Consider the following 15,286-nt stretch of genomic DNA (forward strand, 5'->3'; position numbering starts at 1 on the left):
GCACACCGTCCCTGACCCAGCGGCGTCGCGTCGAGTCTCGGAAGTCCCGCGACGGGGCGTCCGGTGGTGGACTCCGCCGAACCTACCGGCCCGACGCCATCGGCTGTCAACAGCCGTTCGACCTGCGGGTCTTCGGTCAATGCGCTGGTCAGCGACGAGGCGGCGCAGGTCGTGCGACGGCGTGCGGACGGGTGATCTTGCCCGCCCGCACGCCTCGGATCACTCGCCCGGCCGTACGAACACGGTCCGCCCGGCGACCACGGTCCGCAGACAGACCGGCAGGTCACGGTCGGGGGTGAGGTCGGGCAGACCGGGGGTGCCGGAGCGGGGGTCGGTGGACCAGCGGGCGACCCGGTCGTCGGGGGCCTGGACGACGAGTTCCCCGGTGCGCCAGACGGCGTAGTCGGCGGGGGCGCCGGGCACCAGGGCCCCGGCGTCGTCGCGGCCGATCGCCCGCCAGCCGCCGCGCGTGTGGGCGGTGAAGGCGGCCCGGACCGAGACGCGGTGCTCGGGGGTGCGGTGGAAGGCGGCGGCGCGGACCGTGCCCCACGGGTCGAGCGGGGTGACCGGGCTGTCGGAGCCGAAGGCGAGCGGGACACCGGCGCGCAGCAGGGCCGCGAAGGGGTTGAGCGTCCGGGCCCGCTCCGCGCCCAGCCGCTGGGCGTACATGCCGTCCTCGCCGCCCCACAGCGCGTCGAAGACCGGCTGGACGGAGGCGGTGAGACCGAGCTCGGCGAAGGCGGCGACGGTCTCGGGCGTGAGCATCTCGGCGTGCTCGACCCGGTGCCGGGCGGCCCGGACGCGGGCGAGGCCCACCTTCTCGGCGGCGGCGCGCACGCCCTCGACGACGGCGGTGACGGCGGCGTCGCCGATGGCGTGGAAGCCCGCCTGGAGCCCGGCCTCGGTGCAGGCGACGACGTGGGCGGCGATGGCGGCGGCGTCCAGGTAGGCGGTGCCGGTGTGGTCCGCGTCGGCGTACGGGGTGTGCAGACAGGCGGTGTGGGAGCCCAGGGCGCCGTCGACGAAGAGGTCGCCGGCCGCGCCGGCCGCGCCGAGCTCGCGCGCCTTGTCGACGTTCTGTTCCGCCCAGTAGCCGACGACGCGCGGGCCGGGCTCCTCGGCGGCGAGCCGCAGCAGGGCGGTGAAGTCGTCCTCGGAGGAGATCTCGGGGCCCGCGCACTCGTGGACCGAGCCGATGCCCAGGGAGGCCGCGTGCGCGAGGGCGACCCGCTGGGCCTCGGCGCGCTGGGCCGGCGTCACGGCCGCGAACGCCGCGGCGCGCACCCTGTGGTGGGCGTCGGCGGTCAGCGGGCCGTCGACCGCCCCGAGCCCGGGGGCCAGGTCGAGCAGGGCCGTGGTGACGACCGCCGAGTGGACGTCGATGCGGGAGAGATAGAGGGGGCGGCCGCCGGTCGCCGCGTCCAGCTCCGCGCGCGTGGGCGGGCGTCCGCCGGGCCAGCGGGAGGCGTCCCAGCCGTGCCCGAGCAGCACCTTGTCCTGCGGTCGGGCGGCGGCGAACTCCCGCACCCGGGCCAGCGCCGCCTCGAGCGAAGGCGCGTCCGACAGGTCGAGACCGGTGAGCGCGAGACCGGTGGAGGTGGTGTGCACATGGGCGTCGGTGAACGCCGGGGTCACGAGAGCGCCGTCGAGGTCGATCACCTCGTCGACCCCCTCCGCGAAGGCGTCGGCGGCGCCCTCGGAGCCGACCCAGGCGACCTGGCCGGCCTCGACGACCATTGCTGTCGCGAAGGGATCGGCGGGGCTGTGGACCTCGCCGCGGCGGAGGAGGACGGTTCGGGGCTCGGCGGTGCGTTCACTCATGACGGACAGTTTCCCGCCCCGGACGACCCGAGCCGCACCTGGGGCCCACCCGAAGAGCACGCCGAGCCGCCGCCGGATCCGCGGCGGGGGGCCTGAGGCTGCCGCTAGATCCGCGGCGGCCGGGCCTCGTACGGCGTCGACAGCACGACCGTCGTCCGCGTCGACACGCCCGCCAGGCCGCGCAGGCGTGCGAGCAGCTCCTCCAGTTCGTGCGGGGTGGCCACCCGCACCTTGAGGATGTAGTTCTCGTCACCGGCGACGCTGTGGCACGCCTCGATCTCGGGCACGCCGGCGAGGCGCTCGGCGATGTCGTCGGGGGCGCTGGGGTCGAACGGTTTCACCGAGATGAAGGCGGTCATGGGCAGCCCCACGGCCTCGGGGTCGACGACGGCCGCGTAGCCCCGGATGACGCCGCGCTGCTCCAGCCGGCGCACCCGCTGGTGCACGGCCGACGTGGACAGGCCCGTGGCCTTGCCCAGGTCGGTGTAACTCATCCGCCCGTCCTTGACGAGCAGCTGCACGATGTGGCGGTCCAGCTCCTCCATGGCGCAAGAACTTACAGGGCGCCCGATCCCTCGTATACCTATGCACCCCAGGTCATACCCGGTTTGTGATGTGCCCGAGGAGGTCGGTGGCCTCTTGGCGCGTCGGCACGCCGCTGGGCCATCCGCCCTTGGCATGTGACGAACACCACACCCCTCCACTGGGCTTCGTGATGTTCTCGTGATTACCGCCGAGACGGGACGGGAAGTGCTTGCTGTGGTCGAGGCCGCAGTGCCTTCACGGCCCAGCCCGAGGGGGAGAATCCCATGCAGAGTGTCAAGCGCCCTGGTCGCGTCGCGCCCAAGCGGCTCCAGTCGGTCGTCGAACCCGAGCCGGAGGGCGTCGAACCCGACGACGCCGATGGCTTCGACGGTGAGTTCGACGCCTACGACACCTTCGAGATGTTCCGGGTGATCTGCCCGGACTGCGCGCAGCCCATCGCCCTGCTGGCGGACGAGGAGGTCCTGCCGGAGCACGCGCTGTGCGCCTCGCCGTGGAACCCGTTCGGCCTCACGGTCTGCGCCGGCACCGGCCGCGCGGCCACCGAGGCCCGTCCCGCGGACGAGTCCTTCGCGCCCCAGGAGCAGGACACCGCCCTGCTGTTGACGCTCCCTCAGGGGCTCGACTGGCGCACCCAGCCCTTCTCGCACGTCGGCGGCCCGGGCTCGCGCCCGATGCGCGTACCGGCGATGCGCCGCCACGCCGCCTGAGGGCCGCGCGGACCCGTTCACCTCCAGTAGTCGCCCTCCACCATGGCCCGCAGGGCGCGGTGGTGCAGGATCAGCGTGTCCGGATCCGCGGGGACGGCGACCTCACCGAAGTACGCCTGGCGGTAGGCGATCCGCAGCATGACGATCGCGTGCCGCAGGGCGGCGTACAGGGTGTGGAAGTCCATGTCCCGCGGGGTGTGTCCGGTCAGCCGCGCGTAGCGCTCCTCGACCCGGTCGCGGCGCAGGAGGTCCGGCAGTCCGCGCTGTCCCGAGGCGACCGTGAGGTCGTGGAAGAAGCGGTGCAGGTAGATGGTCCAGCCGAGGTCCACCTCGCGCGGGGCGAGCGCCGCCATCTCCCAGTCGAGGACGGCGGCGGGCTCGAAGCCGTCGTAGACGACGTTTCCGATACGGGCGTCGCCCCAGCTGAGTACAGGGGTGCCCGGATCGGCGGGCCACAGCTCGGCCAGCCGCGCGAAGGCGTCCTCGATGAGCGGTGAGCGGGCGAGTCCGTCGACGACCCAGTCGTAGTAGGCGCGTTGGGCCGTGACATGGCGGCGCAGGGCGTCACCGGGTCCGGGAAGCGCCAGGAACTCAGCCTGTTCCACTGGGACTTGGTCGTGCAGCCGCGCCAACAGGCCCACCGTGGCGGTCTCCAGCCGGTCGCGTTCCGTGTCGGTCGCCGCGTGCAGCCAGTTGCCCTCGTAGGTGTACGGCATGACGTCCGGCGGTACGCGGCCGTCGACCCGTTCCATGACGAAGAACGGCGCGCCCAGCGGGCCCGGGTCCTCCTCCAGCCACAGCACGCGCGGGACGGGTACGTCCGTGTGCTCGGCCACCAGGCGCATCGTGCGGTACTGGCGGACCATGTCGTACTCCGGGAACACGGTGTACGCGGACGGGTCCGCCGCGAGTCTCAACGCGCAGGCGCGCAACGGCGGTTCGGGGTGCTCGATGGCGAAGAGAAGGGTCTCGCTGGACATGCCGTTGGAGGCCGGGACGGTGACGCCGGTGGCCTTGGCGCCGGGCAGCCTGGCGTCCAGCCAGGCCGTGAGGCGGCGGGTCAGCTCCTCCGGGTCACGGGTGCTCGTACGGGGACGGGGCGCGGTGGGCATCGATCAACTCCCTTGCGTCGACTCCCCTAGGAGGCCACCGAGTCGAAACCGGTGAAGCCGCTCGGGTCGTGCCTGCCGAACGAGCCGTGCTCGAAGACGCCGTAGCCGATCTGGCCGTCGAGGCGGAAGCGGGCCGCGTGATCGGTGACGCCGTAGGCGGCGAGAGGGTGCGGCGCGCCCAGGTCGTAGGTCTTGCGGTCGGTCCAGCCGCGCCCCCGCCACGTGCCGTGCTGCCAGTCGTCGGCCGGCGGATAGCCCGCGCCGATCGCCAGCGGGGAGGAGGTGAGGATCTCGGCCTCCAGCTCCAGCGGTTTGCGGAGGTCGCCGAGGTGGACGACGGCGCGTTCCGGGCGCCGGGTGCCGGGTGCGTAGGTGATCTCGGCCTGGGGCCAGCCGAGTTGGCGGTCCCGACGGCCCGGGCGGACCAGCGTGGCGTCGTTGAGCGAGCGGTGGCCGTCGGCGTCCTCCTGGACGATCACCATCAGGAAGCGGTCCTCGAAGCGGACCGGGCACCAGATCCAGTGGAAGCCCTCGGTCGGATGGTCCTCGGCGAGCCGCCCGCCGTCCTCGCCGGGGATCGGGCGCACGCCCCAGCTGCGGTCGCGGGTGCCGGTCCACTCGCCGGCCCGCAGCCGGATCTCCCGGCCGCCGACCCGGATCCAGCCGACGCACCGCCCGGCCTGCACGAACCGTGTGCCGTCCAGGGTGAGCCGCCCGCCGCGCCGCTGCTGGTGGTGGGGCTCCCAGAGCGCCGGGAAGTCCGCCGACCAGTGGATCTCGTACGACAGGCCGTCCGGGTCGGCCGGGTCCGCCGCGCAGCTGAGCACGAAGTCGCGCAGCGGCCGTTCGACGGTGATGCGCAGCGGGCCGGTCTCCAGGCGCATGCGGTCGTCGCCGAGGGCGTCGGAGGCGCGGACGGCGTGCAGGGTGTCGCCGAGGCGCAGGGTGGCGTAGGCGTCGATCACGCCGAGGTTGGGGTACACCCCGAGCCCGGTGATCAGCAGGGCGCGGCCGTGGTGGTCGAGGACGTGGAAGATGCAGCGGTCGTAGGCGTTGCGGTCCCCGGTGGCGACGTGCCGCATGGACAGGGGCACCTGGTGCACGGGGTACTCGTCGAGCGGCACCGGACGGTCGTCGGCCATGCCATCCCTCCCTGGGACCAAGTGAATTGACGGTACGTCAGTTGTGGCTACACGGCCAGACGCGCGGGCCGGACCGCGCGCCGGGGCACAACGCGAACTCACGCTCGACCGCGTGCGCCGGTGACCTGTCCGGAGCCCTGCGCGTTGCCTGGGTATGACCCCCACCTATTCCGCGACCGGGCGTCACCGCCAGCTGCTCATTCCTGTTCCCGTCTCCGTCCCCCTCCCCGCAGAATCGGTTCCGCACAGGCCGTCGCCGCCGCCGGACCCGCCGATCTACAGCGCCCTCCTGCGCACCTGGGCCGACCGGGGCCGCACCCTGCCGGGCCGGCACGACCCGGAGTGGGTCCGGCTGGCGGCCCCGGTGGTGCGGCCGGGGCAGTTCAGCGGCTCTCCGGCCCCAGCAGATGACGGGCGATGACCATCCGCTGGATCTGGTTCGTGCCCTCGACGATCTGCAGCACCTTGGCCTCGCGCAGATAGCGCTCGACGGGGAAGTCCGTGGTGATGCCGTAGCCGCCGAGCACCTGGACGGCGTCGGCGGTGACCCGCATCGCGGTGTCGGTGCAGTGCAGCTTCGCCATGGCGGCCTGCGGAGCGAACGGCCGCCCGGCGTCCTTCAGGCGCGCGGCCGCCAGATACAGCGCGCGGCCCGCCTCGATCTGGGTGGCCATGTCGGCGAGCAGGAAGCGCAGGCCCTGGAAGTCGGCGACGGGCCGCCCGAACTGGCGCCGCTCGGTGGCGTACGCGACGGCCTCGCCGAGGGCCGCCCGGGCCAGGCCGACGGCGCAGGCGGCGATGCCGAGCCGGCCGGAGTCGAGGGCGGACAGGGCGATGGAGAAGCCCTGGCCCTGCGCGCCGAGCCGCCGGGTGTCGGGGACCCGTACGCCGTCGAGGTGGATCTGCGCGGTGGGCGAGCCCTTCAGGCCCATCTTCCGCTCGGGCGGCGCGGCGGTCAGACCGGGGGTGTCCCCGGGCACCAGGAAGGCCGTGATCCCGTGCGGTCCCTCGTCGCCGGTGCGAGCCATGACCGTGTAGAAGTCGGCGATGCCGCCGTGGGTGGTCCACGCCTTGGTGCCGTCGAGCACCCAGTCGTCGCCCTCGCGCACCGCCCGGGTGCGCAGGGCGGCCGCGTCCGAGCCGGCGGAGGGCTCGGACAGGCAGTAGGCGCCGAGCAGTCCGCCGCCGAGCATGGCCGGCAGGTGCCGGGCCCGCTGCTCCTCGCTGCCGTGGGCGGCGAGCGCGTAGGACGCGAGGGTGTGCACGCTGACGCCGAGGCCGACGGTGAGCCGGGCGGCGGCGAGTTCCTCCAGGACCTGGAGATAGACCTCGTACGGCTGGTCGCCGCCGCCGTACGCGGAGTCGTACGGCAGTCCCAGCAGACCCGCCTCCGACAACAGGGTGAACAGGGCGCGCGGGAAGCGGCCCGCGTCCTCCTCCTCGGCGGCGGCCGGGACGATCTCACGCCGGGCGATGTCACGGACCAACGCGATCAGCTCCCGGGCCTCGTCCGAGGGCAGGGGGCGGTCCACCGGCAAAGACGCACGGTCGGACATGGCGGCACCTCCTCCCGGGCCGACCAGCGGCCGCGCGCTGTGAGTATGCCCCCGCACAGCGCTCCCCGCACGGCCTGCGCCCGGCCCGCACACCGCTCCCCACCCGGCCCGCGCACGCTCCCGGCGGACCGGACCCGGCGGCACGGCGACCGGCCCGGCGGCGGGGACGTACGACCGGGGTCCACGAGCCTCCGCCCCGCGTGCGGTTGCTCAGTCCTCCCGGCGGGCCGGCTTCGGCGCCGGGTAAGCGGGGTCGAGTTCCTCGATGGCGCGCATCGAGCCGCCCAGGGTCTTCACCAGCAGCTCGCACATGGTGTCGCGGGAGAGTTCGGCGCGGTCGATCCAGTCGAGGGTGGCGCCCTCCACGCTGCACACCCAGGCCACCAGGGCCATCCGGGCCAGCGGGGCGATGTCCGTCCGGCCGTACGCGCCGTCGGCGATGGTGGCGACGATCGCCTCGCGCACACCGTCCCGGATGGCGTGCACCTCGGTGTCGAAGCCGACCCCGCCGCTGACGATCGTGCGGTAGGCGGCCTGGTTGTGCTCGGCGTAGCGCAGATAGCTGTCGATGGTGCGGTGCACCCGGTCGACCTGCGTCAGTTCGAGGCCGCTCGCGGCGAAGGAGACCAGGTCGGCGACCGAGTCCTGGATGATCGCCAGGTAGTAGCCGCGCTTGGACTGGAAGTAGTAGTAGATCAGTCCTTTGGCGACATGCGCCTGTTTGGCGATGTCGTCCATCGAGAGCGCGTCGTAGGACGTGTCGGCGAACAACCTCCGCCCGATGGCGATGAGTTCGGCGCGCCGCGCCACTGAGCGCTCGGTACCGCGCGCCTGGGGACGCACGGCGTCGCGCTGGTGCCTGATATTCAATTTCGACCCTGGTCTCAACGGTCGGCGGGACATCCGCAGTATGTCAGGTCATGTATGGGTCGGATCACGCCCGTCACGACTGACTCGATCGCTACAGCAGCCCCAGCTGCGTCACGAGCATCGCGACCACCACGACCAGGGTCCAGCCCATCACGTGTTCCAGGAGCGCGGGGCCGTCGTCGTCCCTGGGGCCCCCGGTGCGGACGCGGGCGGCGGTGGCGGAGTGTGCGGTCATTCGTCCACCTTGCCACCCTCCGCGTCATGCGCGGCCGAGAGCTTGCTCACAGGCCGGTCAGCACACCCCCACCGCCGCGAGGGCCGCGCGCTGGGCGGGGGTCGGCCGCGCCGGGAAGTACAGATAGCAGACCCCGCCGGTGCCCGAGACGACCTTGCCGCTCGCGTTGTACCGCTTGGTTCGCAGCCAGACGTTCTCGAACTCCCGCCTCCGGTACACCCTCCGCACCGCCGCGTCGCTGGCCGAGTTCGGGTCGTTGGCGATGACGTCGCCGTCGGCGGTGAAGCCGATCACGGTCATCAGATGCCCGGCGGTGCCGTAGCCCGCGCCCGTCAGCTCCTCCTTCAGAAAGGACTGGGAGGTCATGGCCGGGATCCCGGCCGCGATCAGCGTCTCCAGGTCGGTGAGGGAGGCGAGCCGGGTGACCACGCCCTGCAGCCCCTCGAAGGTCGCCGCGTAGGCCGCGTTGAAGGGCCAGTTCCCGCAGCCCGCGTACTGGTGGTCGTAGGTGTACCGGGCCGCGTGACACACCTGCGGATCGGCGTACGCCGGGTCGACCCAGGCCAGCTGCTCCTGGCTGAGCCGGCCGCCCCAGTACTCGATGATCATCTGGGAGGACGTGGGGCTGCACCAGGCCTCGCCGCCGTTGTCGTACTCCGGGTACTGGCCCCGGTGGATCTCCTGCGAGTAGCGGGGCACGGCCAGCTCGCGCGCGAGGCCGGGCGGGGAGGCCGGGACCGTGAAGCGGTCGGGGACGTCGCTGCCCATCGCGCCCAGCCGCCAGACGGTGGGGGTGAGCGCCGTGCCGGGCCGGCGGTACAGGGTCAGGCGCAGCCGGTACGACACCAGGCGCAGGCCGGTCGAGGGGTCGTCGATCGAGAAGGTGTCCGTCCAGATGGCGCTCCGGCCGTCCTTCTGGCCGTCGACGGAGGTGCGCTTGATGTCCCGATCGCCGGCCGCCCAGCGGCCCATCACGTACCAGGGGGTGGCGCCGCCGTCCGAGTACGCCCCGCTCAGCTCGACCTGGAGCCAGGTGCCGTCGGGGGTGTGCGCGTTCCAGGAGGCGATCGCCTCCGTCGAGGGGACGGCGAGCCGGTGGACGGGGGAGGTCCAGGTCGCGTACTCCCAGGCGGCGGTGGTGCCGGTGTGCGGGTCGGTGTAGTCGACGGTGCCGCGGGGGGTGCCGATCTCCAGACCTGGCCTGACGCCCGCGACGGGCCGGGTGCCCTCGGCGGTGCCGCCACGCCATTCGGTGTACGTCGTCCAGGAGCGGTAGTCGACGGGGCGGGCCGGGGCGGAGTCCGAGCCTCTCCCCCTGGTCGGCCCGACGCCTCTGCCGCCGTCCGGCCCGACGCCGGTCGCGTCGGCTGCCGACGCGACCGTGGAGTCGGCGGTCCCGACCACCGCCGCGACCATGGCGGCGGTCAGGACCGTACGGCGGGACGGCTGCGTCTGTTCGGCTCTGCTCATGGGCGGATGACCCCCAGGTCGTGTCGTCGGAGGCGGGCGGTTCCGGTGCACGGCTCGCGCCCACTATGGACCGCGGGCGGCCCGCGCAGCCAGCACCTCCGCCCGTGCCGCGCCCACCAATATTGGTCTGCTCCAGTGGCACCACCGGGGATGATGACGGCCAGGCCGTAGACTGGCGCGCCGCACCCGCCCGTACGTCCCCCAGGAACGGCCATCGACCAGCTCGCCGCCCGGCTCCGCCGGCTGCCCCCGTCCTGCGGACCGGTCCGTCTGATCGGCGTCGACGGGCACGCCGGGTCCGGAAAGTCCACGTTCGCCGGACAGTTGGCCGCCGCTCTGGGCGGCGCGCCGGTGCTGCACCTCGACGACCTGGCCAGCCACGACGAGCTGTTCAGCTGGACCGGGCGGCTGCGGACGCAGGTGATCGAACCCCTCGGCCACGGGGCGACCGCGCACTACACCCCCTACGACTGGCGCGCCCGCCGCTTCGGTCCGCCCCGCCCGCTGCCGCCGGCGCCCGTCGTCCTCGTCGAGGGCGTCGGCGCGGGCCGCCGGGAGCTGCGCCCGCACCTGGCGCATCTGCTGTGGATGGAGCTGCCGCCGGAGGAGTCCTGGGCGCGGGGCAGGGCGCGGGACGGAGAGGAGCAGCGGGAGTTCTGGGACGGCTGGGTCGAGGCGGAGCGCCGGCACTTCGCGGATGATCCCTCTCGGCCGTACGCCGACTCCTTGGTGCGGCAGTTGAAGCGGGGATATCAGGTGCTTCCGGGGCCTGCCGCGGCCCGTGGTACTGACCCCGATATCACGCACGGTGAGGGACCACCCGCGATGTGGTGAACGTGTGAAGACCCTTGCGGAAGAAGTTTCCCGAGTGCCTCAACTCCGCTTGACCGGTGGCCCGTACAGGACTTACGTTCTCAATGTGCGGCAATCGAAGCCGCCCCAGGACGCGAAGCCCCCGGTTGTTCCCCCGTGATCGGGGGCTTCGTTCTGCCCGCAGACCGCCCACGGACCTTGATCCGGACGCGAGATGGCGCGATTCGCTCACCCTCGGTCACCACGCGCGATGCGCCCCCTCTGCTCCCACCTCGCCAAACGGCCGGTGCGGCACCCTACGGCGGGCACCGCCCCCGCGGGTACGATGCCCTCGGTGCGACCTACGGACGGCTGCTTCGCGCTCGTCGCAACTCCGGTCCGCGGCACAGCGGTTCGTTTCTGGCAGCCGGCGGGCGACGGCCCCTCGGCCATCCGACGGGGGCACGGTTTGTGGGGGACGTGATGGACTTCGGCACGCGGGGCCCCGAGGCCCCGGCCGACCTCGCCTGGCTGCGAGGCGTGGACGCCTACACCATGGGCGCCTATCCACAGGCGGAGGAGGAGTTCCGCACCGCGGTGCGGATCGACCCGGGGATGGCCGACGGCTGGCTCGGGCTGCACGCGCTGCGGGTGGACACCACCACCGCGCTGCTGCGCATGTTCCGGCACCGCGACCGCTTCGGCGAACAGCGCTCCCGGCACCGCCGGACCCTCAACTCCTGGTACTGGCTGGGCTGGTGGGTGCAGCCGGTGCTGGAGAGCCCCCGCGATCTGCTGCTCGCGCACGCCTCCCACTGGCTCGACGGCCGCCACGTCCCGGAGCTGGACCGGGCGCTCGCCGGACTCCCGCCGGTGGACACCGATCACCAGGTCCGCTTCCTGCACGCCTGCCGCGCCTATCTGGTCAAGGACTGGGAGCAGCTGGTCCGGCACACCGACCCGCTGCTCGACGATCAGCTGCTCGGCATCGAGGCCGGCCTGTTCGGCGGGATGGCCCGGGTCCGGCTGGAGATGTACGGCCAGGCCGAACCGCTGCTGTCCACGGCCCTGATGCGCTGCCGCAGCGAACAGCCGCAGCGCAAGGAGCTGCGGTACTGGCTGGCGCGGGCCCACGAGGGGACCGGCCGGTCCGCCGCCGCGCTCCCCCTGTACCGGGCCGTGCACCGCGTCGACCCCGCCTTCATGGACACCTCGGCCCGGCTCGCCGCGATCGCCGAGGGCGACGGGTACGAGGACGATCCGGCCGACCTCGCGGCGATCACGCTCACCGGCATCGGACAGGACAGCGTGGACGGGCCCGACGCGCTGGACCCGCTGTTCGGCACCGAGGGTCGGGACCTCAAGCTCGGCGAACCGTCCGATCTGCCGCCCGTCGGACCGCTGCCGTCGGTGATCGACCCGGCCGCACGGCACAAGACCGCGGTACCGTCGCCGTCGCTCCCCTCCGGGCCCACCGACCCCGTCTTACTCGAGGAGGCGCTCGCCGAACTGGAGCGCATGGTGGGCCTGGAACCGGTGAAACGGCAGGTCAAGGCCCTCTCCGCACAGCTGAACATGGCCCGGTTGCGGGCCGGGCAGGGACTTCCGGTCCAGCCGCCCAAACGACACTTCGTCTTCTCCGGACCCTCCGGCACCGGCAAGACCACCGTGGCCCGCATCCTCGGCCGCGTCTTCTACGCCCTCGGACTGCTCGGCGGCGACCACCTCGTGGAGGCCCAGCGGGCCGACCTCGTCGGCGAATACCTCGGACAGACGGCCGTGAAGGCCAACGAGCTCATCGACTCCGCCCTCGGAGGCGTCCTCTTCGTCGACGAGGCGTACTCGCTGTCCAACTCGGGATACGGCAAGGGCGACGCGTACGGCGACGAGGCCCTGCAGGTGCTGCTGAAGCGGGCCGAGGACAACCGGGACCACCTGGTGGTGATCCTGGCCGGCTACCCCGAGGGCATGGACCGGCTGCTGACCGCCAACCCCGGCCTCTCCTCCCGCTTCACGACGCGCGTCGACTTCCCCTCCTACCGGCCCCTGGAACTCACCGAGATCGGCAAGGTGCTCGCCGCGGAGAACGGTGACCTGTGGGACGAGGAGGCACTGGACGAGCTGCGCTCGATCGCCGGGCACGTGGTCGACCAGGGCTGGATCGATGAACTGGGCAACGGACGGTTCCTGCGGACCCTGTACGAGAAGAGCTGCGCGTACCGGGACCTGCGGCTGTCGACGTACCCCGGAATGCTGACACGGGAGGACCTGGCCACGCTGCGCCTCCCGGACCTGATGCAGGCGTACGGAGAAGTGCTGTCGGGCAGGGGACCGCAGGATCCGTCGACTTTCTAGGAGGTCGCACGCAGACCCCCTGGGGGCGTGGAGAACTGCGCGACCAGTCCCCCACGCACCCGCGGCCGACCAGGCAGCCTAGGAAGCCATCGCCTCCTCCGGCTCCCCACTGGCGCGCGGCTCCGTCAGCCGTACCGCCGGGGCGTCCCGGTGTGCGGGGTCGGTGACCTCGCCGACCAGCAGCTCCAGCACGTCCTCCAGCGCGACCAGCCCCAGCACCCGCCCGCTCGCGTCGGCCACCTGGGCCAGGTGCGTCGCCGCCCGCCGCATCACCGTCAACGCGTCGTCCAGCGGCAGCTCCGACCGCAGGGTCGTCATGGGACGCCACACCTGCTGCGGCACCGCACGCTCGGAGTCCTCCAGGTCGAGGACGTCCTTCACGTGCAGATACCCCATGAAGGCGCCCTTCTCCGTCGCGATCGGGAAGCGTGAGTACCCGGTGCGGGCGGTGAGCTCGACGATCTGGCCCGGGGTCACCGACGGCGGCACCGTCACCAGCGCCTCGCGCCTGAGGAGCACGTCCGTGACCGGGCGCGAGCCCAGCTCCAGGGCGTCCTCCAGGCGCTCCTGCTCCTCGGGGTCGAGCAGGCCCGCCTGACCGGAGTCCTCCAGCAGCCGGTTGAGCTGCTCGCTGGTGACGACCGCCTCGATCTCGTCCTTGGGCTCGACCCGGAAGAGCCGCAGGATGCCCCGGGCGCAGGCGCCGAGCGCCACGGTGATCGGCCGGCACAGACGGGCGAACCAGACCAGGCCGGGGCTGAGCCACAGCGCGGCCTTCTCCGGGGCGGCCATGGCGAGGTTCTTGGGGACCATCTCGCCGATCACCAGGTGGAAGAAGACCACCGCCGCGAGCGCGATCACATAGCCGAGGGGGTGGATCATGCCGTGCGGCAGATGGATCGACTCGAACACCGGCTCCAGCAGATGCGCCACGGTCGGCTCGGCGACCGCGCCCAGGGTCAGCGAGCAGACGGTGATGCCGAACTGGGCGGCGGCCATCATCTGGGGCAGCCGCTCCAGACCGTGCAGCACCTGGCGGGCGCGTGCCGTGCCCAGCGGTTCGATCTGGCTGCGGCGCACGGAGACGAGCGCGAACTCGGCGCCCACGAAGAAGCCGTTGGCGAGCACCAACAGGGCGGCGAAGAGGAGTTGGAGGACGCTCATCGGGCGACCTCCACGACCTGGCCGGTGCGCACCAGGCGGACCCGCTCGGCGCGGTAGTGGCCGACCTGGCGCACGGACAGCCGCCAGCCGGGCAGTTCGGCCCGGTCGCCGACGGCGGGGATGCGGCCGAGCAGATCAGCGACGAGTCCGGCCACCGTCTCGTACGGCCCCTCGGGGACCTCCAGTCCTATGCGCTGGAGGGTGTCGACGCGGCAGCTGCCGTCGACGTCCCACGCGGGCCGGCCGTCCTCGGGCGGGGCGGCGGCGAGTTCGGGCACGTCATGGCCGTCGTGCTCGTCACGGACCTCGCCGACGATCTCCTCGACGATGTCCTCCAGGGTGACCACGCCCGCCGTACCGCCGTACTCGTCGACGACGACGGCGATGGGCTGCTCGCTGCGCAGCCGGGCCAGCAGCGGCTGGACCGGGAGCGTCTCGGGCACCAGCAGGGCCGGGCGGGCGATGCGGCCGACCGGGGTGCGCAGCCGGTCGTGGACGGGGACGGCCAGGGCGTCCTTGAGGTGGACCATGCCGACGACCTCGTCGATCTTCTCTCGGTAGACGGGGAATCGGGACAGGCCGGTGGCCCGGGTCAGGTTGACCACGTCCTCGGCGGTCGCCGACGACTGCAGCGCGCTCACCCTCACCCTCGGGGTCATCACGTGCTGCGCGGTCAGCTCGGCGAGGGACAGGGTGCGGACGAACAGGTCGGCCGTGTCCTGCTCCAGGGCGCCGGCCTGCGCGGAGTGGCGGGCCAGCGAGACCAGTTCGCCCGGCGTGCGGGCGGAGGCCAGCTCCTCGGCGGGCTCGACGCCGAGGGCGCGCACCAGCCGGTTGGCGACGGTGTTCAGGGCGGCGATCACCGGCCGGAAGAGCCGGGAGAAGGCGTGCTGCGGGCCGGCGACGAAACGCGCGACCTGAAGCGGCTTGGACACCGCCCAGTTCTTGGGCACGAGTTCACCGACGACCATCTGGACCGCGGAGGCGAGCAGCATGCCGACGACGACCGCGACACCGGAGACGGCGCCCTCGGGGATGCCGATCGCGGTGAACGGGGTGTGCAGCAGCTGAGCGAGCGCGGGCTCGGCGAGCATGCCGACGACGAGCGAGGTGATGGTGATGCCGAGCTGGGTGCCGGAGAGCTGGAAGGACAGCTCCTTCAGCGACTCCACGACCGTACGGGCGCGCTTGTCGCCGTCGGCGGCGGCCTTCTCGGCGTCGGGGCGTTCCACCGTGACGAGACCGAACTCGGCCGCCACGAAGAAGCCGTTGGCGAGGATGAGCAGGAAAGCGGCCGCGAGCAGCAGCAGGGGGATGGTCATGATGCCGCCGCCTCCGTACGGGGACGGGAGGGGGCGGCGCAGGTACTACAGGACGATCCGTCCATTGCTGGAGGGGGTCACTCCTCGGGTAGCAGGAACCCCTGCGACCGGGCACGGCACAGCAGGGGCGGAGGCGCAGGGGAACACCTCCGCCACCAGATTAATCAAGACACCCGCCCGTGCGGCAGGGTGGA

The 15,286-nt window shown here is 72.8% G+C and carries 13 protein-coding genes; 3 read left to right on the forward strand and 10 right to left on the reverse strand.

The features are described from left to right. Nucleotides 1-219: 219 nt before the first annotated feature. A complete protein-coding gene (locus ACZ5NW_RS25490; RefSeq protein ID WP_468746236.1) occupies nucleotides 220-1,821 on the reverse strand; it encodes an amidohydrolase in 1,602 nt (533 codons plus the stop codon). A 104-nt stretch (nucleotides 1,822-1,925) separates the two neighbouring features. After that, nucleotides 1,926-2,366, reverse strand: coding sequence for an Lrp/AsnC family transcriptional regulator (locus ACZ5NW_RS25495; protein ID WP_468746237.1), 441 nt, complete (start codon nucleotides 2,364-2,366; stop codon nucleotides 1,926-1,928). Between the two features lie 264 nt (nucleotides 2,367-2,630). On the opposite strand from ACZ5NW_RS25495, the gene ACZ5NW_RS25500 reads away from it, so the two are divergent. Beyond that, nucleotides 2,631-3,074: a hypothetical protein gene (locus ACZ5NW_RS25500; RefSeq protein WP_468746238.1), complete on the forward strand. Its 444-nt coding sequence runs from the start codon at nucleotides 2,631-2,633 to the stop codon at nucleotides 3,072-3,074. Between the two features lie 17 nt (nucleotides 3,075-3,091). Here ACZ5NW_RS25500 and ACZ5NW_RS25505 read toward each other — a convergent pair whose 3' ends face one another. From ACZ5NW_RS25505 to ACZ5NW_RS25530, 6 genes are all read right to left on the reverse strand, one after another. Next, nucleotides 3,092-4,186, reverse strand: coding sequence for a phosphotransferase family protein (locus tag ACZ5NW_RS25505; RefSeq protein WP_468746239.1), 1,095 nt, complete (start codon nucleotides 4,184-4,186; stop codon nucleotides 3,092-3,094). A gap of 26 nt (nucleotides 4,187-4,212) precedes the next feature. Beyond that, nucleotides 4,213-5,328 carry an Rv3169 family protein gene (locus tag ACZ5NW_RS25510; RefSeq protein ID WP_468746240.1) on the reverse strand — a complete coding sequence of 372 codons (1,116 nt, stop codon included), beginning with the start codon at nucleotides 5,326-5,328 and terminating at the stop codon, nucleotides 4,213-4,215. A 383-nt stretch (nucleotides 5,329-5,711) separates the two neighbouring features. After that, complete coding sequence (locus ACZ5NW_RS25515) at nucleotides 5,712-6,884, reverse strand: acyl-CoA dehydrogenase family protein (protein ID WP_468746241.1); 1,173 nt, start codon at nucleotides 6,882-6,884, stop codon at nucleotides 5,712-5,714. Between the two features lie 210 nt (nucleotides 6,885-7,094). Next, a complete protein-coding gene (locus ACZ5NW_RS25520) occupies nucleotides 7,095-7,754 on the reverse strand; it encodes a TetR/AcrR family transcriptional regulator (RefSeq protein WP_468746242.1) in 660 nt (219 codons plus the stop codon). A gap of 91 nt (nucleotides 7,755-7,845) precedes the next feature. After that, nucleotides 7,846-7,989 carry an SCO1431 family membrane protein gene (locus ACZ5NW_RS25525; protein WP_468746243.1) on the reverse strand — a complete coding sequence of 48 codons (144 nt, stop codon included), beginning with the start codon at nucleotides 7,987-7,989 and terminating at the stop codon, nucleotides 7,846-7,848. Nucleotides 7,990-8,046: 57 nt separating this feature from the next. Next, on the reverse strand, nucleotides 8,047-9,459 hold the full coding sequence (locus ACZ5NW_RS25530; protein ID WP_468746244.1) for a peptidase C39 family protein: 1,413 nt from the start codon (nucleotides 9,457-9,459) through the stop codon (nucleotides 8,047-8,049). A gap of 213 nt (nucleotides 9,460-9,672) precedes the next feature. Between ACZ5NW_RS25530 and ACZ5NW_RS25535 the strand changes: the two genes are divergently transcribed. Together ACZ5NW_RS25535 and ACZ5NW_RS25540 are read left to right on the forward strand one after the other, a co-directional pair. Further along, complete coding sequence (locus ACZ5NW_RS25535) at nucleotides 9,673-10,293, forward strand: uridine kinase family protein (protein WP_468746598.1); 621 nt, start codon at nucleotides 9,673-9,675, stop codon at nucleotides 10,291-10,293. Between the two features lie 441 nt (nucleotides 10,294-10,734). Continuing rightward, nucleotides 10,735-12,606 (forward strand): AAA family ATPase, encoded by a 1,872-nt coding sequence (locus tag ACZ5NW_RS25540; RefSeq protein WP_468746245.1) that lies wholly within the window; start codon nucleotides 10,735-10,737, stop codon nucleotides 12,604-12,606. A gap of 78 nt (nucleotides 12,607-12,684) precedes the next feature. On the opposite strand, the gene ACZ5NW_RS25545 is transcribed toward ACZ5NW_RS25540, so the two are convergent. Beyond that, the gene (locus ACZ5NW_RS25545; protein ID WP_468746246.1) at nucleotides 12,685-13,770 is read right to left on the reverse strand and encodes a hemolysin family protein; all 1,086 of its coding nucleotides are present in this window, start codon (nucleotides 13,768-13,770) and stop codon (nucleotides 12,685-12,687) included. Next, the gene (locus tag ACZ5NW_RS25550) at nucleotides 13,767-15,092 is read right to left on the reverse strand and encodes a hemolysin family protein (RefSeq protein ID WP_468746247.1); all 1,326 of its coding nucleotides are present in this window, start codon (nucleotides 15,090-15,092) and stop codon (nucleotides 13,767-13,769) included. Before ACZ5NW_RS25550 ends, ACZ5NW_RS25545 begins: the two co-directional genes overlap by 4 nt. Between the last annotated feature and the right edge of the window lie 194 nt (nucleotides 15,093-15,286).

It is taken from the genome of Streptomyces sp. NPDC032126, assembly GCF_055580085.1.

What these genes read in the sequence shown, in the direction of transcription:
- ACZ5NW_RS25495 (WP_468746237.1), bottom strand. Translation starts at nt 2,366, where the DNA reads ATGGAGGAGCTGGACCGCCACATCGTGCAGCTGCTCGTCAAGGACGGG.
- ACZ5NW_RS25515 (WP_468746241.1), bottom strand. Translation starts at nt 6,884, where the DNA reads ATGTCCGACCGTGCGTCTTTGCCGGTGGACCGCCCCCTGCCCTCGGAC.
- ACZ5NW_RS25550 (WP_468746247.1), bottom strand. Translation starts at nt 15,092, where the DNA reads ATGACCATCCCCCTGCTGCTGCTCGCGGCCGCTTTCCTGCTCATCCTC.
- ACZ5NW_RS25500 (WP_468746238.1), top strand. Translation starts at nt 2,631, where the DNA reads ATGCAGAGTGTCAAGCGCCCTGGTCGCGTCGCGCCCAAGCGGCTCCAG.
- ACZ5NW_RS25540 (WP_468746245.1), top strand. Translation starts at nt 10,735, where the DNA reads ATGGACTTCGGCACGCGGGGCCCCGAGGCCCCGGCCGACCTCGCCTGG.
- ACZ5NW_RS25490 (WP_468746236.1), bottom strand. Translation starts at nt 1,821, where the DNA reads ATGAGTGAACGCACCGCCGAGCCCCGAACCGTCCTCCTCCGCCGCGGC.
- ACZ5NW_RS25505 (WP_468746239.1), bottom strand. Translation starts at nt 4,186, where the DNA reads ATGCCCACCGCGCCCCGTCCCCGTACGAGCACCCGTGACCCGGAGGAG.
- ACZ5NW_RS25525 (WP_468746243.1), bottom strand. Translation starts at nt 7,989, where the DNA reads ATGACCGCACACTCCGCCACCGCCGCCCGCGTCCGCACCGGGGGCCCC.
- ACZ5NW_RS25545 (WP_468746246.1), bottom strand. Translation starts at nt 13,770, where the DNA reads ATGAGCGTCCTCCAACTCCTCTTCGCCGCCCTGTTGGTGCTCGCCAAC.
- ACZ5NW_RS25530 (WP_468746244.1), bottom strand. Translation starts at nt 9,459, where the DNA reads ATGAGCAGAGCCGAACAGACGCAGCCGTCCCGCCGTACGGTCCTGACC.
- ACZ5NW_RS25510 (WP_468746240.1), bottom strand. Translation starts at nt 5,328, where the DNA reads ATGGCCGACGACCGTCCGGTGCCGCTCGACGAGTACCCCGTGCACCAG.